15 protein-coding genes and 1 riboswitch are annotated in these 19,241 nt (G+C 72.2%); of the genes, 3 read left to right on the top strand and 12 right to left on the bottom strand.

Features of this window, described 5'->3' with window-relative positions:
* Nucleotides 1–17: 17 nt before the first annotated feature.
* From cobI to ACIBI4_RS15575, 10 genes are all read right to left on the bottom strand, one after another.
* The gene (cobI, locus tag ACIBI4_RS15620; protein ID WP_399204808.1) at nucleotides 18–767 is read right to left on the bottom strand and encodes a precorrin-2 C(20)-methyltransferase; all 750 of its coding nucleotides are present in this window, start codon (nucleotides 765–767) and stop codon (nucleotides 18–20) included.
* Nucleotides 764–2,206, bottom strand: a complete 1,443-nt coding sequence (locus tag ACIBI4_RS15615; protein ID WP_399204403.1) for a cobyrinate a,c-diamide synthase — start codon at nucleotides 2,204–2,206, stop codon at nucleotides 764–766. The genes cobI and ACIBI4_RS15615 overlap by 4 nt, the downstream gene beginning before the upstream one ends.
* Entirely contained in the window at nucleotides 2,200–2,808 is a 609-nt protein-coding gene (gene cobO, locus ACIBI4_RS15610; RefSeq protein WP_399204402.1) for a cob(I)yrinic acid a,c-diamide adenosyltransferase, read from the bottom strand. The genes ACIBI4_RS15615 and cobO overlap by 7 nt, the downstream gene beginning before the upstream one ends.
* A complete protein-coding gene (locus tag ACIBI4_RS15605; RefSeq protein ID WP_399204401.1) occupies nucleotides 2,808–4,913 on the bottom strand; it encodes a putative cobaltochelatase in 2,106 nt (701 codons plus the stop codon). Before ACIBI4_RS15605 ends, cobO begins: the two co-directional genes overlap by 1 nt.
* Before the next feature lie 70 nt (nucleotides 4,914–4,983).
* Entirely contained in the window at nucleotides 4,984–8,634 is a 3,651-nt protein-coding gene (gene cobN, locus ACIBI4_RS15600) for a cobaltochelatase subunit CobN (protein WP_399204400.1), read from the bottom strand.
* A complete protein-coding gene (locus tag ACIBI4_RS15595; protein ID WP_399204398.1) occupies nucleotides 8,631–10,139 on the bottom strand; it encodes a cobyric acid synthase in 1,509 nt (502 codons plus the stop codon). The genes cobN and ACIBI4_RS15595 overlap by 4 nt, the downstream gene beginning before the upstream one ends.
* A complete protein-coding gene (locus ACIBI4_RS15590) occupies nucleotides 10,136–11,116 on the bottom strand; it encodes a cobalamin biosynthesis protein (RefSeq protein ID WP_399204397.1) in 981 nt (326 codons plus the stop codon). Before ACIBI4_RS15590 ends, ACIBI4_RS15595 begins: the two co-directional genes overlap by 4 nt.
* 143 nt (nucleotides 11,117–11,259) lie before the next feature.
* Nucleotides 11,260–11,401: riboswitch (cobalamin riboswitch) on the bottom strand.
* A gap of 162 nt (nucleotides 11,402–11,563) precedes the next feature.
* Nucleotides 11,564–11,785 (bottom strand): hypothetical protein, encoded by a 222-nt coding sequence (locus ACIBI4_RS15585; protein ID WP_399204396.1) that lies wholly within the window; start codon nucleotides 11,783–11,785, stop codon nucleotides 11,564–11,566.
* Nucleotides 11,786–11,818: 33 nt separating this feature from the next.
* Nucleotides 11,819–13,117, bottom strand: coding sequence for an anion permease (locus tag ACIBI4_RS15580; RefSeq protein WP_399204395.1), 1,299 nt, complete (start codon nucleotides 13,115–13,117; stop codon nucleotides 11,819–11,821).
* A gap of 156 nt (nucleotides 13,118–13,273) precedes the next feature.
* Nucleotides 13,274–14,023, bottom strand: a complete 750-nt coding sequence (locus ACIBI4_RS15575) for a lysozyme (protein ID WP_399204394.1) — start codon at nucleotides 14,021–14,023, stop codon at nucleotides 13,274–13,276.
* Nucleotides 14,024–14,229: 206 nt separating this feature from the next.
* On the opposite strand from ACIBI4_RS15575, the gene ACIBI4_RS15570 reads away from it, so the two are divergent.
* From ACIBI4_RS15570 to ACIBI4_RS15560, 3 genes are all read left to right on the top strand, one after another.
* Entirely contained in the window at nucleotides 14,230–14,982 is a 753-nt protein-coding gene (locus ACIBI4_RS15570) for a class II aldolase/adducin family protein (RefSeq protein ID WP_399204393.1), read from the top strand.
* 93 nt (nucleotides 14,983–15,075) lie between these two features.
* The gene (locus ACIBI4_RS15565) at nucleotides 15,076–16,203 is read left to right on the top strand and encodes an alpha/beta hydrolase (RefSeq protein ID WP_399204392.1); all 1,128 of its coding nucleotides are present in this window, start codon (nucleotides 15,076–15,078) and stop codon (nucleotides 16,201–16,203) included.
* Between the two features lie 99 nt (nucleotides 16,204–16,302).
* Nucleotides 16,303–17,691: a hypothetical protein gene (locus ACIBI4_RS15560; protein ID WP_399204391.1), complete on the top strand. Its 1,389-nt coding sequence runs from the start codon at nucleotides 16,303–16,305 to the stop codon at nucleotides 17,689–17,691.
* A 30-nt stretch (nucleotides 17,692–17,721) separates the two neighbouring features.
* On the opposite strand, the gene ACIBI4_RS15555 is transcribed toward ACIBI4_RS15560, so the two are convergent.
* Nucleotides 17,722–18,120: a VOC family protein gene (locus tag ACIBI4_RS15555; protein ID WP_399204390.1), complete on the bottom strand. Its 399-nt coding sequence runs from the start codon at nucleotides 18,118–18,120 to the stop codon at nucleotides 17,722–17,724.
* Nucleotides 18,121–18,228: 108 nt separating this feature from the next.
* The gene (locus ACIBI4_RS15550; protein WP_399204389.1) at nucleotides 18,229–19,116 is read right to left on the bottom strand and encodes a neutral zinc metallopeptidase; all 888 of its coding nucleotides are present in this window, start codon (nucleotides 19,114–19,116) and stop codon (nucleotides 18,229–18,231) included.
* Nucleotides 19,117–19,241 lie beyond the last annotated feature (125 nt).

Here is a 19,241-nt window from a genome sequence, read left to right as displayed (position 1 = left end):
CGCCCGGGCGCCGCCGCTCACAACTTCCCTCCCCGTCCGCCCTCGCGCCGCGCCGGAGCGATCAGCGTCGAGAGGTACGGCAGCGGGCCGTCGGCCAGCTCGCTCGCCGGGCGGATCGACTCCTGGGGGAGGCCGAGCGCGGAACCCCAGACCGCACCCTCGGTACGCCCCGACTCCCGCAGCGCACCGGCCACTTCCTCGGCGAGGCGGCCGAACTTGTACGCCACCACGGTGCCCGGCCCGTCCAGCGCGTCCTTGAGCGCCGCGGACCCCGCCGTCACCGGCACGAGCGTCAACGGCTCGGTGCCCTCGGTCAGTACGGCACCGCTGCGCGCCGCCAGGTCCTGCATCGCGGTGATCCCGGGCACGGTCTCGACCGCCACGCCGGGGACGAGCCCGGAGATGGTCTGCGCGAGATACGTGAACGTCGAGTACACATTGGGGTCCCCGATCGTCGCGAACGCCACCACGGCGTGCGCCTCGAGGAGCTCGGCCACCCGCGTGCCCGCCGCGTCCCAGGCCGCCTCGCGGCGCCCGCGGTCCGAGCGCTCGTTGAGCGCGAACACCACGCGGACGACCTTCTCGCGCGCCACGTACTCCAGGACCGTCGCCTCGGCGCGCCCCGGCTCCCCGCCGTCCGAACCGTCGGCGGCCGCCATCACGGGCACCACCACGACATCGGCCTCACGCAGGGCCCGTACGCCCTTGACCGTCACCAACTCCGGGTCACCGGGGCCCACTCCGACACCGATCAGCGTCCGGCTCACCGTGCTGTCCACTGCGCACACCTCTCCACGAACCTGCGGGCGGCCGACGGCAGCGCGGCCGCATGGGTGTGCAGATAACTGGCGTGCACCCCCTGCTGTACAAACCCTTCGACCCGGCGCTCCGGAGCATGCAGCCCCCACGCCGGGGTGGCACCCGCGGCCGGTTCGATCGCGGTGCGGTGGAACTCATGCCCCCGCACCCGTGTCCCCGCCGGCGCGAGCACGCTGTCGGAGACGGCGACCGCCTCCCGGTAACCGAGCGTCAGCCGCTCCGTCATCCGCGCGTCGGCGTCGAGGACACCGCACATCGGCTTCCCGTCCAGGGAGCGCGCCAGATAGAGCAGCCCCGCGCACTCCGCCGCCACCGGCGCACCGCCGTGCGCCAGGCCGGCGACCGCCTTGCGCAGCGGCTCGTTGGCGGACAGCTCCGGCGCGTACACCTCGGGGAACCCGCCGCCGATCACCAACCCCCGGGTGCCGTCCGGCAGTTCCGTGTCGTGCAGCGGATCGAACGGCACGACCTCGGCACCCGCCGCCGTCAGGAGCTCGGCCTGTTCCGCGTACGAGAACGTGAACGCCGGACCGGAGGCGAGCGCCACGACCGGCCGACCGGACGCCATCCCGGACGCCGTCCCGGAGGTCTCGTCCGCAGGGGAAGCGGTCTCCGCGCCCGAAGCCTCACCAGCACCCGGCATCCGCGCGAGCGCCTCCCGAGCCGACCAGACCTCCGTCTCCAACGGCGGCGCGCTGCGCGCCAGCGCGAGCAGCCCCTCCAGATCGCAGCCCGCCCGCACCTGCTCGGCGAGCGCCGCCACCGACGCGACCGCCTCGTCCGAGCGCTCGGCGACCGGCACCAGCCCCAAGTGCCGCGACGGGGCCCGCACTTCACGGACCCGGCGCAGCGCGCCGAGCACCGGCACACCCGCCCCGTCGAGCGCCTCGCGGAGCAACGCCTCGTGGCGCTGTGAGCCGACCTTGTTGAGGATCACCCCGGCGACCCGCACCCCGGTGTCCCAGGACGCGAAGCCGTGCACCAGCGCGGCCACGGAACGCGACTGCGAGGACGCGTCCACGACGAGCACCACCGGCGCCCGCAGCAGCTTGGCGATCTGCGCGGTCGACGCCAGCTCGCCCTGCCCCGACGCACCGTCGAACAGCCCCATCACGCCCTCGACCACCGCGAGATCGCAGCCCGCCGCCCCGTGCGCGAACAGCGGCGCCACCAGCTGCGGACCGCACAGATACGCATCGAGATTGCGCCCCGGCCGCCCCGTCGCCAGCGCGTGATACCCGGGGTCGATGTAGTCGGGCCCGACCTTGTGCGGGGACACGGCGAGCCCGGCCGCGGCGAAGGCCGCCATCAGGCCCGTCGCCACGGTCGTCTTGCCGCTGCCGGACGAGGGCGCGGCGATCACCAGACGGGGGACCGAGGTCACCATTCGATGCCCCGCTGGCCCTTTTGCCCGGTGTCCATCGGGTGCTTGACCTTGGACATGTCGGTGACGAGATCCGCGAACTCCACCAGCGCGGCCGGGGCGTTCCGCCCGGTGATCACCACATGCTGGGTGCCGGGCCGCTCCCGCAGCACGGACACGACCTCCTCGGTGTCGATCCACCCCCAGTGCATCGGATAGGCGAACTCATCGAGGACGTACAGCTTGTACGTCTCGGCGGCGAGGTCGCGCTTGACCTGCTCCCAGCCCTCGCGGGCCTTGTCCTCGTTGCTCATCTCGCCCTCGGCGGGCGCCCGCTGGATCCACGACCAGCCCTCGCCCATCTTGTGCCAGTCGACGCTGCCGCCCTCGCCGGAGGCGCCGAGCACCTTCAGCGCGTTCTCCTCGCCGACCTTCCACTTCGCCGACTTCACGAACTGGAACACCCCGATCGGCCAGCCCTGATTCCAGGCCCGCAGCGCGAGCCCGAACGCCGCCGTCGACTTTCCCTTGCCGATCCCCGTGTGCACGACGACCAGCGGACGGTTGCGGCGCTGGCGCGTCGTCAGTCCGTCGTCCGGCACCACGGCCGGCTGTCCCTGGGGCATCAGGCGGCCCTCCGCTCGTGTCGGTTGACGTTCTGTACGTCCTTGACCAGGCCCGCGATAATGTCCGCGCGCAGCTCGTCCAGGGTGACGACGGTGCCGCCGAGCCCCTGCGCCACCGCCCCCGCGAGCCCCAGCCGCACCGGCCCCGACTCGCAGTCCACGGTCACCGAAGCGATCGACGCGGCCGCGAACAGGCCCGCCGCCCGCAGCGCCTGAGCCACCGGCTCACCCGCACCGGCCGACCGTCCGCCCGTCGCCCGCCCGTCGGTCACGAGCACGACCAGCGGCCGTCGTACGGGGTCGCGCAGCCGCTCCACCCGCAGCACCTCGTGCGCCGTGAGGAGCCCCGCCGCGAGCGGGGTCCGCCCGCCGGTGGGCAGCGCCTCCAGACGTGCGGCGGCGGCGTCCACGGAGGACGTCGGAGGCAGCGCGACCTCGGCGCCCGCACCCCGGAAGGTCACCAGGCCCACCTTGTCCCGCCGCTGGTACGCGTCGAGGAGCAGGGAGAGCACGGCGCCCTTCACGGCACTCATCCGCTGCCGCGCCGCCATCGACCCCGAGGCGTCCACGACGAACAGCACGAGGTTCCCCTCGCGCCCCTCCCGTACGGCCTGCCGCAGATCGTCTCTGCGCACGACGAGCCCGCGCCCCGAGCGGCCGCGCGCCTGCTGGTGGGGTGCGGCCGCCTGGACGGTCGCCGCCAAGTGCAGCTTGGTGAGCGCCCCTTGAGGCCGCCTGGCCCCCGTCGTGCGCCCGTGGTCGGTGCGCGCACGCGAGCGCCGCCCGGCCGCCCCGGCGCCCGTGCCGGGCACGCTCAGGAGTTTGGTGCGGAACGGTTCGGCCGCGGCGGCCGGACCCTGTTCGGCCGAGCCCGTACCCGAGCCGGTGTCCGAGTCCGAGTCCGTACCGGACGGCGCGGGCTGCTCGCCCTGCTCCGTGCCGGACTCGGGCGCGGGCGCCTGCGGAGGCACCCGCGAGCCCTCGCCCTGGTCGCCCCCGTCGCCCTGCGGCGGGACACCACCGGGACCGCCGCCTCCCGGCCCGTCGGGATCCGGGTCGTCCTCGGGCCCGTCGCCCTCGGCCTGCGAGGGATCAGGCCCGAACTCCTCCAGGGTCTCGTCGAGCTTGTCCTCGTCGAGCCCGGGCGCGTCGAACGGATTACGCCGCCGCCGGTGCGGCAGCGCGAGCAGCGCGGCCTGCCGTACGTCCTCCGCCGTGACCTCGTCACGCCCGGCCCAGGCCGCCAGCGCGGTGGCGGTGCGCGCCATCACGATGTCGGCCCGCATCCCGTCGACCTCGAAGGCCGCGCAGGTCGCCGCGATCTGCCGCAGCACGCCATCTCCGAGCCGTACGGACGGCAGCAGCGCGCGGGCGGCCACGATCCGTGCCCGCACCGCGTGCTCCTCGTCGGCCCAGCGCGCGGCGAACCCGGCGGGATCGGCGTCGTAGGCGAGCCGCCGCTTGACGACCTCGACCCGCTGGTCGGGCTCGCGCGAGGCCGCGACCTCCACGGTCAGGCCGAAGCGGTCGAGCAGCTGCGGCCGCAGCTCGCCCTCCTCGGGATTCATCGTCCCGACGAGCAGGAACCGCGCCGCATGCCGTACGGACACGCCCTCGCGCTCCACGTACGACGCACCCATCGCGGCGGCGTCGAGCAGCAGGTCGACGAGATGGTCGTGCAGCAGATTGACCTCGTCGACATAGAGGATCCCGCGATGCGCGTCCGCGAGCAGCCCCGGCTCGAAGGCCTTGACTCCCTCGGCGAGCGCCCGCTCGATGTCGAGGGCACCGACGAGGCGGTCCTCGGAGGCGCCGACGGGCAGCTCGACCATCCGCGCGGCCCGCGCCGCCGCCCCTGCCGCGTCATGCGGCCCGTCCGGACACTCCGCGTCCGGCGCGAGCGGATCGCACGAGAACCGGCACCCGGGCACGACATCGACGTCGGGCAGCAGGGCCGCAAGGGCCCGCACGGCCGTCGACTTGGCCGTCCCCTTCTCCCCGCGCACCAGCACACCGCCGACGGCGGGGGAGACGGCGTTGAGCAACAGCGCAAGCCGGAGGTCGTCCTGGCCGACGAGGGCGGTGAAGGGATAGGGCGCGTTCATAGGGAAACCTCCACTGTCAGCCCCTGCGGCGTCTGAGCAGATCCGAACGGAGCTCGGATGACGGGGGCGCTCACGACCCATCACCTTCCAAGTCACCCTCAAGCTCCAGATACATCGCCCGAAGCCGCTCCAGGGTCGACGGATCGGGCGCGGCCCACAGCCCTCGCTCCGCCGCCTCGAGCAACCGCTCCGAAATCCCGCGCAGCGCCCAGGGGTTGGACTTCCGCATGAACTCCTGGTTGTCCGGCGAGAACACGTACTCCGCGGCCAACTTCTCGTACATCCAGTCGTCCACGACTCCGGCCGTGGCGTCGTACCCGAACAGGTAGTCCACGGTGGCCGCCATCTCGAACGCGCCCTTGTAGCCGTGCCGCCGCATGGCCGCCATCCAGCGCGGATTGACCACGCGGGCACGGAACACCCGGTGTGTCTCCTCGCCGAGCGTGCGCGTCTTCACCTGGTCCGGAACGGCCGAGTCGCCCACGTACGCCTCGGGCGAGTCGCCGGTCAGATGGCGCACCATGGCGACCATCCCGCCGTGGTACTGGAAGTAGTCGTCCGCGTCGACCAGGTCGTGCTCGCGCGTGTCCACGTTCTTCGCCGCGACGGCGATCCGCCGGAACGCCGTCTCCATGTCGGCGCGCGCGGCCCGCCCGTCGAGCCCGCGCCCGTACGCATAGCCGCCCCACACCGCGTACACCTCGGCGAGATCCGCGTCGGACCGCCAATTGCGCGCATCGATCAGCGGCAGCAGCCCGGCCCCGTACGCACCGGGCTTGGACCCGAAGACGCGCGCGGTCGCCCGCCGCCGGTCGCCGTGCTCGGCGGTGTCCTCGTCGGCGTGCGCCCGTACGTAGTTCGACGACGCGGGCTCGTCGAGCTCCGCCACCGCCCGTACGGCGTCGTCGATCAGGGCGACCACATGCGGGAACGCATCACGGAAGAAGCCGGAGATCCGCACGGTCACATCGATCCGCGGGCGGCCCAGCTCCTCCAGGGGCACCACCTCGAAGCCGGTGACCCGGCGCGAGGCGTCGTCCCACACCGGCCGGCAGCCGAGCAGCGCGAGGATCTCCGCGATGTCGTCGCCCTGGGTGCGCATCGCCGACGTGCCCCACACCGTGAGGCCCACCGACTTCGGGTACTCGCCCGTGTCCGCGAGATAGCGCGCGACAAGAGAGTCGGCCAGCGCCTGCCCCACGTCCCACGAGAGGCGTGAGGGGATGGCCTTGGGATCGACCGAGTAGAAGTTCCGCCCGGTCGGCAGCACGTTCACCAGGCCACGCGTGGGCGAGCCGGAAGGACCGGCCGGCACATAACCCCCGTCGAGGGCCCGCAGGATGTTCCCGATCTCGTCCGTGGTCCGCGCGAGCCGCGGCACGACCTCCTCGCACGCGAAGCCCAGGACGGCCACCGCGGGCGGCAGTTCGACCCCGAGCACGTCACGCACAAGGTCCCGCACCGCCGACAGCTGCCAGTCCTGTGCCTCCATTCCCTCCGCGAGCCGGCGGCACAACTGCTCCAGAAGGTCCAGGGCATCCGCGCCGGTGCGCGCGGGGCCGTCGACGAGCGCCGTCAGACCGTCCGCCACCTTCACGGCCGCCCCGGGCTCCGCCAGCAACTCCTTCTCCACCAGGCCGAAATGCTCGGCCAGACAGGCCCGCAGACCCGGCAGCGCATGCGCCGTACCGCCCCACACCTGCGAGGCGCGCAGCACCGCGAGCACGAGGTTGACCCGCGGCTCGCCGACGGGACCGCCGCCGAGGATGTGCAGGCCGTCGCGGATCTGCACATCCTTGATCTCGCAGAGGTAGCCGTCGATGTGCATCACGAACTCGTCGAACGCCTCGTCGTCCGGCTGATCGTCGACATGCAGATCGTGGTGCAGCTCCGCGGCCTTCACCAGCGTCCAGATCTGGGCCCGCACCGCCGGAGCCTTCGCCGGGTCGAGATCGCTCACCAGGGCGTACTCGTCGAGCAGCTGCTCCAGCTTGGCCAGGTCACCGTAGGTGTCCGCGCGGGCCATCGGCGGCACCAGATGGTCCACGACCGTGGCGTGACCGCGCCGCTTGGCCTGGGTGCCCTCGCCCGGGTCGTTCACGATGAACGGATAGATCAGCGGCAGCTCGCCCAGCACCGCGTCCGGCGCACAGCTCCCGCTCAGACCGAGCCCCTTGCCGGGCAGCCACTCCATCGTGCCGTGCTTGCCCATGTGCACGATCGCGTCGGCGCCGAAGGTGTGGTCGAGCCAGCGGTACGCCGCCATGTAGTGATGCGACGGCGGCATGTCCGGGTCGTGGTAGATCGCGATCGGGTTCTCCCCGAAGCCGCGCGGCGGCTGGATCATCACCACGACGTTCCCGAACTGCAGGGAGGCCAGCACGATGTCGTCCCCGTCGACGTACAGCGACCCGGGCGGCTCCCCCCACGCCTCCAGCATGCCCTCGCGCAGCGAAGGCTCGAGCCGGTCGAACCACGCCTGGTAGTCGGCCAGCGGCACCCGCGCGGGCGCGGCCGCCAGCTGCTCCTCGGTCAGCCACTCCACGTCGTGCCCGCCCGCGTTGATGAGCCGGTGGATCAGCTCATCGCCCTCGGCGGGATGCCCCACCACCCCGTACCCGGCGTCGCGCAGCGCGTCGAGCAGCCGTACCGCGGAGGCCGGCGTGTCCAGCCCCACCGCGTTGCCCACGCGCGAGTGCTTCGTCGGATACGCGGTGAACACCAGGCCGAGCTTCTTCTCGGCGTTGGGCTTGTACCCGAGCCGGGCGTGCCGCACCGCGATCCCGGCGACCCGCGCGGCCCGCCCCGCGTCCGCCACGTACACCGGAACGTCGTCGGGCCCCTGCTCCTTGAACGAGAACGGCACGGTGATGAGCCGCCCGTCGAACTCCGGGATCGCCACCTGCATCGCCGCGTCCATCGGGGACAGCGCCGCGTCCGAGGCCTCCCAGGCCGCTCGCGACGACGTGAGGCAGAGCCCCTGCAGCACCGGGATGTCGAGGTCGGCTAGCGCACCGATGTCCCAGGCCTCCTCGTCCCCGCCCGCGGACGCCTCCGAGGCATGGGTGCCGCCCGCCGCGAGCACGGTCGCCACCAGGGCGTCGGCCTGCCCGATCAGCTCATAGAGCGCGGGGTCGGCGCCCCGCAGCGAACCGCAGTACACCGGAAGGGCGTTGGCGCCCTGCGCCTCGACCGCCTCGCAGAGCGTGTCGACGAACGCCGTGTTCCCGGAGAGCTCGTGCGCACGGTAGAAGAGCACCCCGACCGTGGGCCGGCCCTCGATGCGCGCATACGTGCCGTGCACGCCGAACTCCGGCATCTTCTCCGGCTCGGCGAAGCCCTCACCGGTCAGCAGCACCGTGTCCGACAGGAAGCGCGCCAGCTCCGCGAGGTTCCCCGGGCCGCCCTCGACGAGATAGCGCAGCGCTTCGGCGACCACGCCCGCGGGCACCGACGACTCGGCCATCAGCTCGGCGTCCGGCACGGACTCCCCGCCGAGCAGCACCGTCGCCACCCCGGACGCGCGCAGCGCCGCGAGCCCGTCCTCCCAGGCCCGCTTGCCGCCGAGCAGCCGCACCACGGCGATGTCGACGCCGTCGAGCAGCCCGGGCAACTCCTCGGTGACATCCACCCGCATCGGATTGCCTATGCGGTACGGCGCGTCGGACGCCCGCGCCGCGAGGAGATCCGTATCGGCGGTGGACAGAAGAAGAACGGTCATGAAGGTGCCCCCGGAGCGATGAAAGGAAGACCGGATGGCGCACCGGTCTCGATCAGCCTGAGCAGCGCGGAGGTGTCCGCGTGCTCCTCGATGAGGTCGCCGAGCCGGTCCAGCTGCTCCTCGCGCAGAGCACCGAAGCTCGTGTCGTCGGCGGGCACAAAACGCCGGCCCGCGTCCGCCGCGACAGCACGCAGGAACGCACGGCGGAACGCGTCGCTCTCCAGCGACCCGTGCCAATGCGTGCCCCACACACCGCCGACCCGGCAGCCGTCCAGGAACGGCTCACCGCCGAGCACTTCGGCGACCCCGTGATGAATCTCGTAACCTTCGACGTTTTCGCCCAGTGCCCTGCCCACTGGACGCGTCAGCGTCTTCTCGCGCCGGAAGCGGACGCGGACGGGCAGCAAGCCCAGCCCGTCCACCGCTCCCTCGCGGGACTCGATCTCGTCCTCGATGTGCTCGCCCAGGATCTGGAATCCGCCACAGATCCCCAGAATCGGGCGTCCCTCGGCTGCCCTGCGCCTCAGCGCCGACTCGAATCCCCGCCGTCTCAACCATGCCAACGCCGCGACGGTCCCGCGAGTTCCCGGGATCACGACGAGATCCGCGTCGACCAACTCCTCGGGCCGGTCCACGAATCGGACCACCACGCCCGGCTCTGCCGCGAGCGCGTCCACATCGGTGAAGTTCGACATCAGCGGGATCGCGCACACCGCGACCCGCAGCACCTCGTCACCGACCGGCGGCGCGACCTCCGACTCGCGCACCGCGCCGCGCAGCGAGACCCGGAGCCCGTCCTCCTCGTCGATCCCGAGCCCGTGCGCGAACGGCAGCACCCCGTAAGTGGCGCGCCCGGTGAGCCCCTTGAGCATGTCCAGGCCCGGTTCGAGCAACGAGACATCCCCGCGGAACTTGTTCACCAGATACCCGGCGACCAGCTCCTGGTCCTCCTTGCTCAGCAGCGCCGTCGTACCGAAGAAGGACGCGAAGACCCCGCCGCGGTCGATGTCGCCGACCACGACCACCGGGAAGCGTGCGGCCCGTGCGATCCCCATGTTCACGATGTCGGTGCGGCGCAGGTTGATCTCCGCGGGACTCCCGGCCCCCTCGCAGATCACCGCGTCGTACGAACTCCGCAGCTGCTCCAGGCAGTCCACGACCGTCCCGAGCAGCGCCTCCTGCCGCCCGCCGTGGTAGCCGCGGGCGCTCATCTCGCCGACCGGCTTCCCCATCAGGACGACCTGACTCGACCGGTCACTGCCGGGCTTGAGCAGCACCGGGTTCATCAGCGCAGTGGGCTCCACCCGTGCGGCCTGCGCCTGCATCGCCTGCGCCCGGCCGATCTCCGCGCCCTCGCGCGTCACAAAGGAGTTGAGGGACATGTTCTGCGCCTTGAACGGCGCGACCGACACCCCCTGCCGCACCAGCCAGCGGCAGATCCCCGCGGTGACCACGCTCTTCCCGGCATCCGACGTGGTCCCGGCGACCAGCAGTCCACCGCTCATGCCATCCCTCTTCCTGTACGCATCCGCCGCAGTCCGCCACGCGACACACGGCCCACGACCGCACCACCCGCCGCGGCCACCGCGAACGCCAGCCAGTTCACCCGCCGCGCGAGCCGCACGGCCCGTTCGACATCCGCCACGTGGACGGCGCGCCCGGCGTCGTTCAGGACAGGGCGGTGCTCCACTCGACCCCCGTACGAGAGAACACCCCCCAGCCGTACGCCGAGCGCGCCCGCGAAAGAGGCCTCCACCGGGCCTGCGTTGGGGCTGGGATGCTTCCCCGCGTCCTGCCGCCACGCGCGCACCGCACCCCGCGGGTCACCGCCCGCGAGCACGGCGAGGCACGCGGTGAGCCGGGCACCCGGCCACCCCGCGACGTCGTCGAGCCGGGCCGAAGCCCAGCCGTAGTTCAGGTATCGGGGTGACTTGTGGCCGACCATCGCGTCCAGCGTGTTCACCGCACGGAACCCGACGAGACCGGGCACCCCCGCCACCGCACCCCACACCAGCGCACCCACCACCGCGTCCGAGGTGTTCTCGGCGACCGACTCCACGACGGCGCGCGCGATGCCCGCCTCGTCGAGCGCCTGCGGATCACGGCCGCACAGATGCGGCAGCCGCTCGCGCGCGCCCGCGAGATCGCCCGCGTCCAGCGCCGAGGCGATGAGCCACGCTTCGCGCGCGAGCGAAGTGCCGCCCACCACCGACCAGGTGGCGACGGCCGTCAGCGCGACGGAGGCGGCGGGGGAGCGGCGTACGGCGCCGGCCGCGAGCGTTCCCAGGGCCACCGCGCCGCCCGCGCAGAAAGCGGTGTGCAGGACGCCGGCGGCCTTGTGGTCGCGCCACAGGACACGCTCGACGGCGCTCGCGGCGCGCCCGAACGCGGCGACCGGATGCCCACGGCGAGGATCGCCGAACACCAGGTCACCGAGGAGGCCGGCCGCGGCGCCGTACGCGAAAGTGCGATCGGCACTCACCGGTCAGCCGGCCGTCACGCCTCGGAGAACGCGCATGCGGGAGGTACTCGGCGTACATCCCGCAGCAAGGGAGGGCGGGGGAACCGGCGGAGCAGAGCAGCCGCGCATCGCGATACGTCCTCACTCAGGGTGTCCACGCCCTGGTCAGAAGGAGACGGCGGCGAGAGTTCCTGACTCCCGGGGATCAACTCCCCGGTCACAGTGGCGGGACCGCGCCGGATTCGCACCGGCTTCCTCTGCTGCTGCCGTATTGGCTCCGGCAGTCCACCACGCACCGAGAACACCCGTCAACTCGGCGTTGACCTGCGACGGAAGAGTGTGCGCAGACACACACCGGCGTACGCCGAAGCGCCCGTCGTCCGACCCGGAACGGGGGTCGGACGACGGGCGCTTCGGTACTGCTTCAGCCGCTGTTCGCGACCTCGGCCGACGATCAGGCCGACGACCTCAGCTGACGATCAGGAAGATCCCGAACGACACCGCCGCCACGCACAGCGCGAAGCAGGCGTACGCGCCGGTGCGGGCCAGCGCGGCGGAACCGCCCTGTGCGGCGGCCTCCTCCTGCTTGGAGAGGCCGAGGATGCCCAGGGTGAACAGGCCCACGAGAAGGACCGTGGCCAGGAGGCTGACGCCGAAGACGGAGCCCAGAGCTGCCCAGTCGATGTTCATGCTGCTGATTCCTTACGTGTCGGACGCGCCGCGTCAGGCGGTCGCACCGGCCGGCTGCGTGGAGTCGGCAGCAGGGGCGGGGGCCGGGATGGTGGTCTTGACGGCGCTCGCGGCCGGTGCCTCGGCCGCCTCGGCGGCTTCCGCGGCAGCGGTCGGCGGCGGGGTCACCGCGGCGATGGCGGTGGTCACGACGCCGGGACCGTCGACAGCCGGCTCGCCGGCGGCCGGGGTGTCGACCTCGTTCACGTTGTTGTGGTCGACGACCTGGCGGCGCGAGATCAGCCAGATCGCCGCGCAGGAGGCCACGAGGAAGACCGCGACGACCGCGACACCCCAGTCGCCCTGACGGGCCACGAACTCGGCGCCCGCGGCGACCAGACCGGCGGCCGGCAGGGTCAGACCCCAGGCCACGAACATCCGGGTCGCGGTGGACCAGCGCACGACGCCGCCCTTGCGGCCGAGACCCGCACCCATCACGGCACCCGAGCAGGAGTGCGTGGTGGAGAGCGAGAAGCCCAGGTTCGACGAGGCCAGGATGACCGCGGCGGCCGAGGTCTGGGCGGCGAAGCCCTGCTGCGGCTGCAGGTCGGTGAGGCCCTTGCCCATGGTGCGGATGATGCGCCAGCCGCCCAGGTAGGTGCCGAGCGCGATGGCCAGACCGGCGGAGACGATGACCCAGACCGGCGGGTTGGAGCCGGGCGCGAGCGCGCCGCCGGCGACCAGGGCCAGGGTGATGATGCCCATCGTCTTCTGGGCGTCGTTGGTGCCGTGGGCCAGCGAGACCAGACCGGCGGAGGCGATCTGGCCGGCGCGGTAGCCCTTCGCCGACGTCTTCTCACCGACGTTCTTGCCGAGCTTGTACGTCAGGCGGGTCGCGAGCATCGCGGCGAGGCCGGCCACGAGGGGCGCGGCGATCGCGGGGATGAGGACCTTGGTGACGACGACATCGCCGTTGACCCCGCCGAAGCCGATCGAGGCGACGGTGGCACCGATCAGACCGCCCATGAGGGCGTGCGACGAACTGGACGGGAGGCCGACCAGCCAGGTCAGCAGGTTCCACAGGATGGCGCCGACGAGCGCCGCGAGGATCACTTCGGGTTGGATCCCGTCCTCACTGACCAGGCCGCTGGAGATCGTCTTGGCGACCTCGACCGAGAGGAAGGCTCCGACAAGATTCAGGACGGCGGACATGGCGACCGCCGCCTTGGGCTTCATTGCGCCGGTCGAGATGGTCGTCGCCATCGCGTTGGCGGTGTCGTGGAAACCGTTCGTGAAATCGAACACGAGAGCTACGGCGATCACAATCGCGAGCAGCAGCGTGAAGTGTTCCATTTACCCAGGCAATCGTTCGATGTCAGTGGCTCGATGAACGTAGGCAACCTGGGTGAACGGAAGGTGAACTGAGACGGGCGGCTGGGTGTCCGAAGGCGGGGTCGGCGCCCAGCCTTGATTTCCAAGTAAAAGGCGCCAACCCGTGCGAAATGGGGCCTATCGACCTCGGGCGAACTTCTTCAGCTGCCCGCTCGAGCCGTTGAAGAGATTCTGATCACCCGGCAGACGACCGCTGTTGTCGTACTGCCAGAAGGTCGGATACGACCATCCCGCGGGCAGCGGTCCCGGCGAGGAACTGTAGCGCGCGAGCCACAGCGCGTGATTGCGGCCGAACCCCGAGTAATTGCCCGTGCACATCTTCCACCAGTTCGTATTGGTGTAGATCACGGGCCGCCGACCGGTCTGGCGCACCATCTCGTTGCTGAACGCACGGATCCAGCCGACCATCTTCTTCTTGCTCAGGCCGTAGCACTTCTTCTTGCTGTACGGGTTGTACTCGATGTCGAGCGCGGGCGGCAGCGTCCACCCGTCGGCACGCCAGCCCCCGCCGTTGCGCGCGAAGTAGCGGGCCTGGGTGGTGCCGGAGGACTTGTTCGGCAGCGCGAAGTGGTAGGCGCCGCGGATCAGCCCGGCGCTGCGCGAACCCTTGTACTGCTGGTTGTAGTACGGGTTCTTGTACGTGTGCGACTCGGTCGCCTTCACGTAGACGAACTTCGCACCCTTGGACTTGGCCTTCTTCCAGTTGACGTTCTTCTGGTGCGAGGAGACGTCGTGCCCTCTGGGCTTGGAGGCCGCCGCGGCCGGCGACTCGACGAGCGCCGTTCCCCCCAGTGCGAGTGTCGCCGCGGACGCGGCCAGCATGCGGATACGGCGACTGCGACGGCGTGCCGCTTTGTCACGAGCCATATTTCCCCCCGGATGGCGACGTGCATGACAAATCCCCCCGAGGGTAGCGAGGGATCCCCCGATGCCCCCCGATGCCCATCGATCTTCGGCCAATCCGGAGAGAGTGGTACGTATGCGCTTTTGCGCCCTTACGGAGCCCTGGGCTCCGGGCTACAGTGCCCCGGCTTCGGCCCCGTACCGCCGCGGGCCCTGGCAGGATCGGGCCCATGGTGCGCGACGAGGGTGAGGCCGGCGGCAGCAGCTGGCAGGACAAGGCGGCCGCCCGCTGGCAGGGCAGGGCCGAGGCGCGCGAGCAGGAGCAGGCCGTCGCCGACGCCTGGCACCTGCTCACGGTCACCGCCCGCAGGACCGCCGCGGAGGGTCTGGTCGTCGGCACCTCGGGCAACGTGTCGGTACGGGTCGGGGACCTGGTCCTCGTCACGCCCAGCGGTGTCCCGTACGAACGGCTGCGGGCCGAGGACGCGCTCGCCGTGGACCTCGACGGCAGGACCGTGCTCGGCGAGCTCACCCCGACCAGCGAACTGCCGCTCCACCTGGCGCTCTACCGCGCGACCGACGCGCAGGCCGTGGTGCACACCCATGCGGTGCACGCGACGGCCGTCTCCGCGCTCGTCGACGAACTGCCGCCCGTCCACTACATGACCGCGGCCCTCGGCGGAGTGGTCCGCGTGGCCCCGTACGCCCTCTACGGATCGGCCGAATTGGCCGAGAACATGCTGGCGGCTCTTCGCAATCGCACTGGTTGTCTACTCCAGAACCACGGCACGGTCACATACGGAGCCACCCTCGAGCAGGCCTACGACCGCACGGCCCAACTCGAATGGATGTGTCAGCTGTGGCTGACCGCGAGCTCCGTGCCGGGTCGTACGCCGCGCCTGCTTTCCGACGGCGAATTGCGCGAAGTGGGGGAGAAGCTTCAGGGCTACGGGCAGCGGGAGCGGCCCGACACCACCGACTGACCCTCCCGTACGGACCTCCTGACCCGCCCGTACGGACCGCCTGACCGCTCCCGCCCACTGGCCGCCCGCCCGTGACGCACCGACACTGGACCCGTGCGCCCCGCTACCGCGACGGCAGCAGCCGTCACCGCCCTGATCGGCGCCGGCGCGGCCGTGCTCGCGGCCGGCCGGCACGCCAGTGATGCCGCCCTGAAGGTCTCGCCGGGCCGGCCTCTCGCCGGTGAGCCCGCGCTCACCGTGCATGCCACGTCCACCCGCCAGGTCGCCCTGACCCGCGCCATCGCCTCGCGGCGGCCCGGCGTCTACGGGCTGACCGGCCATGACTGCCATGCCGTGGTCGGTCCGCTCGTCGAGGACGCCCTGCACCCGGCCGACACCGTCGTGCGCCGCCTCGACCGCATCACGCACGGCACCCTCGACGTCGGTACGAAGGTCTGGCTCACGCCGCAGGTCCACCTCGGCAACCCGCGGACCGCGCTCGGCCTCGACCACGCCGACGTCGACATCCCCGGGGAGCTCGGCGGACTGCCCGCCTGGTTCGTGCCCGCCGAGCGCGACACGTGGGTGATCACCGTGCACGGGCTCGGCGCCACCCGCGAACACCCCATGGTCGTCATGGACTTCCTGCACGGCATGCGCATCCCGGTGCTCGACCTCGCCTACCGCGGCGACCTCGGCGCACCCCGCTCACCGGACGGACTCGCCCACCTCGGCGAGACCGAATGGCGCGACCTGGACGCCGCCCTGCGCTACGCGGTGCGCTACGGAGCGCGCAACATCGTCGTCCACGGCTGGTCGACCGGCGCCACCATGGCGCTGCTCGCGCTCACCCACTCCGCGCTGCGCGACCGGATCTCCGGACTGATCCTCGACTCGCCCGTCCTCGACTGGGAGAACACGGTCCGCGCGCTCGCCGCCGCCGGCCGCACCCCGGGACCGCTGCTGCCGCTCGCGGTGCGCGCCGCACAGGGACGGACCGGGCTGACGGGGGACCGGGCCACGGGGGCCGTGAAGCACGGCGCGGTCGGGGTGCCCGTGCTGCTGTTCCACGGCCCTGAGGACACGGTGGCTCCCTGGGGCGCCAGCCGTGAATTCGCCGCGCGGCAGCCTGACTTGGTCACGCTGCACACCGTCCGCGAGGCCCCGCACGGGGCGATGTGGAACGCGGACCCGGCGGGGTACGAAGAGGCGATGCGGAGGTTCCTGACGCCGTTGCTGTGACGGTGCGGGTGTGACGGTGCCGGGTGGGCGGTGTGCCTCCGGAGCGGAGTTGCAGGCCCCGATTGGGTTTTCGGGAGCCGAGCGGGAAGACTGCACCCCGTGACGTCCCGTACCCCGCGCGACTCCAGACTCCGACTCGTCCGCCCGCGCCCCCTCGCGCCCGTCCCCGCAGCAGCGCCCCCGAGGGTCCGGCGCAGGCCCGCGCCCCGTCCGCCCGAGGGCACGCCCGCGCCCGCGGAGCTGGCCGGGATGGCCCGCCAAGGGCTGGCCGCCGCCGCGCGGATCGCCCGCTGGGCCGGTGGCACCGGCGGGGAGCAGCCGAACGTGCTGCGCACGGCGCCCGGCGGACTGCTCACCGCGGACAGCGCCGAACAGGCCGCCGCCGCACTGGTGCTGACGGAGCAGCAGGTGCGCGCCGACTGGGACACCGCACGCCTGGCCGGTCTGATCGAGGTGCACGGCGACACCGCGCGCGCCGGCTGGCGGCTGCGCGCCTGGGACCGCGACGACTCGGCGGTGCTGCGTGGCTGGGTCGCGCTCTTCGACGCCTGGTCCCTCGTGCACCCCGCGCCCGTCGAGCTCGCCTCCGCCGCGGTGGCCGAAGTGATCGAGGCCGTACCGCAGTTGCTGTCCGTCCTGCAGCTCTCGCAGGGGCCCGTGCCCCTGCCGCAACTGCTCGACCTGCTCGACCAGCGCGTGGCCGAACTGCGCGACGAGCGCTGCGAGATCCCGTACGGCCCGCAGCCCGAACCCGTCCCCGCCGAGACCGACCTGGCGCCGCTGCTCGACTGGGCGCTCGCCGGTCTCGCCGCCGTCGGCGCGCTCACCCTGGACACCGGTCAGGCCACCATGACGCCGCTCGGCAGCTGGGCGGTCTGGGTCAAGCTCGAGCAGATCATCGTGGCCGCGCAGAGCCCCGCCGGGAACATCGAGCAGGCCGCCGAGGGCATGCTCCGCGGCTGCGCACGGCTGCGGCCCAACGCGGCCCGCGCCGAATACCGCGCCTGGCTCGCCGCCCGCCCCGTCGGCAGCGCCGTCACCGAACTCCTCGACGCGGCCCGCGGCGACGACTCCCTGCTGCGCGGCCTCGCCTTCGAGGCCCTGCGCGTGGTCGGCGCCCCCGCCGAATCCGATGTGCGCGCGGTCGTCGACGAGCTGCTGCTCCGCCCGTACGCCCTGATCTGGCTCGCCGAGCAGGAGGGCTGCGACCCCGAGGACGTGCACACCGTGCTCAGCCGCGAGGAGTCGACCTGGCTGTGGGTGGACACGGCGGCCGCGGTCGCCGACCACGGCGAGGCCACGCTCCTCGTACGGCACCTGGAGGCGGCGGTGCAGCCGACCATTCCCCAACTGCTCACCGAGGTACGGGCCGTCGGGCACCCGCGCACCGTCCAGGTCCTTGTCGCCCTCGCGGCCGCCCACCCCGACCCGGCGCTCGCCAAGGCCGTGAGGCGGGCGGCCTTCCAGGTGCACACCGGGGGAGCCTGAGCGAGGCCGGTGCGGGCAGCCCGCGCGGGCTCAGCCGCCCTGCGGGCTGTAGTCGCCGAAGCTCCAGACGTTGCCCTCCAGGTCACGGGCCATGTAGTCCCGCGAGCCGTAGTCCTGGTCGGTGGGCGGCATCAGGATCTCGACGCCCTGCTCCACGGCGTGCCGGTGGTGTCCGTCGACGTCGTCGACATGGATGAACAGACCGGTGGGGCCCGACTGCGCCATGGCCTTGGCGAAGACGCCGTCGCGGCTCTTGGAGCCGAGCATCACCACACCGTTCCCATAGGTGAGCTCGCAGTGCTCGACGACGCCGCCCTCGCTCTCGTACAGCGCGGCCTCCTTGAAGCCGAAGGCCTCGGTGAGCTGGCGGATCGCGGCCTTCGCGTCGTCGTACAGCAGGGTCGGAGTGATGGTCGGTGACGATGCCATGGTGATCCACTTCCTCGGGGATGCAGCGGCTGATGTGACCTGCGACCCAGTCTTCCACCGGGCACTGACAATCCCCGCCGGACCGGTCGGCCGGCGAGCGGCGAGAGCTCAGCGGAAGGTGTTGCACTGGGCCATGTCGCCGGTGCGGAACCCCTGGTAGAACCACTGCTGGCGCTGCTCGGCCGAGCCGTGCGTCCAGTTCTCGGGCTGCACCCGGCCCTGGAAGCGCTCCTGGATCCGGTCGTCGCCGACCGCCGCGGCGGCGCTCAGTCCGTCGCGGATGTCCTCGTCCGTGAGCGAGGTGATCAGCGGGCGGCCCGTGGCGTCGTCCGGCGTGCTGGTCGCGTGCTTCGCCCACACCCCCGCGTAGCAGTCGGCCTGCAGCTCCACGCGGACGGCGTTGCTGTTCGCGCCGGTGCGGCCGTCCTGGGCGCGCTGCAGCGTGCCGGCCAGGTTCTGGATGTGGTGGCCGTACTCGTGCGCCACCACGTAGGCCTGCGCGAACGGGCCGCCGCTCGAGCCGAACTTGGTGCGCAGCTCGTTGAAGAAGCCCAGGTCCAGATAGACCTTGCGGTCGCCGGGGCAGTAGAACGGGCCGACCGCCGAGGTCGCGGCGCCGCACGCGGTGTTGACCCGGTTGGTGAAGAACACGGTCTGCGCGTCGCTGTAGCGGGCGCCCCGCCGCGGGAACTCCTGGCGCCAGTAGTCCTGCAAGCTGTTGACCACCGCGACCATCCGGCAGTCGTCCTTGGTGTTCGCGTCCTGCCCGGTCCGGCAGGTCTGCTGCACCTGGGCGGCGCTCGACGCGGCGTCCGAAGGATCGTCGTTGCCGGAGGTCAGGCCCAGGTTGTCCGGGCCGACCCCGAAGAAGAGCCCCATGATCAGCGCGATGATGCCGGCGAGACCGCCGCCCATGGCCGCCTTGCTCTTCATCCGGCTGCCGCGGACGTCCTTGACCTCGGAGGTGTCCAGATTGGCGTTGTCGTCGAACTGCACGGGCGCACGCTCCTTATGCCGCCGATATCCGATTCTCGGCCTCTTCATCCTGTTACGCCCGGCGGAGGAGGGCGTCAGCAGAGGACCGAACGGGCGACACCCGCACTCGCGCCCGCCGTGTCGCA

This window comes from Streptomyces sp. NPDC050418, from assembly GCF_044458745.1.
Taxonomy (GTDB): domain Bacteria; phylum Actinomycetota; class Actinomycetes; order Streptomycetales; family Streptomycetaceae; genus Streptomyces.
Note: the sequence above shows the minus strand (reverse complement) of the source record. Positions and strands in the feature narration are given on the sequence as shown.

What these genes read in the sequence shown, in the direction of transcription:
- ACIBI4_RS15615 (WP_399204403.1), bottom strand. Translation starts at nt 2,206, where the DNA reads ATGGTGACCTCGGTCCCCCGTCTGGTGATCGCCGCGCCCTCGTCCGGC.
- cobO (WP_399204402.1), bottom strand. Translation starts at nt 2,808, where the DNA reads ATGCCCCAGGGACAGCCGGCCGTGGTGCCGGACGACGGACTGACGACG.
- ACIBI4_RS15605 (WP_399204401.1), bottom strand. Translation starts at nt 4,913, where the DNA reads ATGAACGCGCCCTATCCCTTCACCGCCCTCGTCGGCCAGGACGACCTC.
- cobN (WP_399204400.1), bottom strand. Translation starts at nt 8,634, where the DNA reads ATGACCGTTCTTCTTCTGTCCACCGCCGATACGGATCTCCTCGCGGCG.
- ACIBI4_RS15595 (WP_399204398.1), bottom strand. Translation starts at nt 10,139, where the DNA reads ATGAGCGGTGGACTGCTGGTCGCCGGGACCACGTCGGATGCCGGGAAG.
- ACIBI4_RS15585 (WP_399204396.1), bottom strand. Translation starts at nt 11,785, where the DNA reads ATGAACATCGACTGGGCAGCTCTGGGCTCCGTCTTCGGCGTCAGCCTC.
- ACIBI4_RS15580 (WP_399204395.1), bottom strand. Translation starts at nt 13,117, where the DNA reads ATGGAACACTTCACGCTGCTGCTCGCGATTGTGATCGCCGTAGCTCTC.
- ACIBI4_RS15575 (WP_399204394.1), bottom strand. Translation starts at nt 14,023, where the DNA reads ATGGCTCGTGACAAAGCGGCACGCCGTCGCAGTCGCCGTATCCGCATG.
- ACIBI4_RS15570 (WP_399204393.1), top strand. Translation starts at nt 14,230, where the DNA reads ATGGTGCGCGACGAGGGTGAGGCCGGCGGCAGCAGCTGGCAGGACAAG.
- ACIBI4_RS15555 (WP_399204390.1), bottom strand. Translation starts at nt 18,120, where the DNA reads ATGGCATCGTCACCGACCATCACTCCGACCCTGCTGTACGACGACGCG.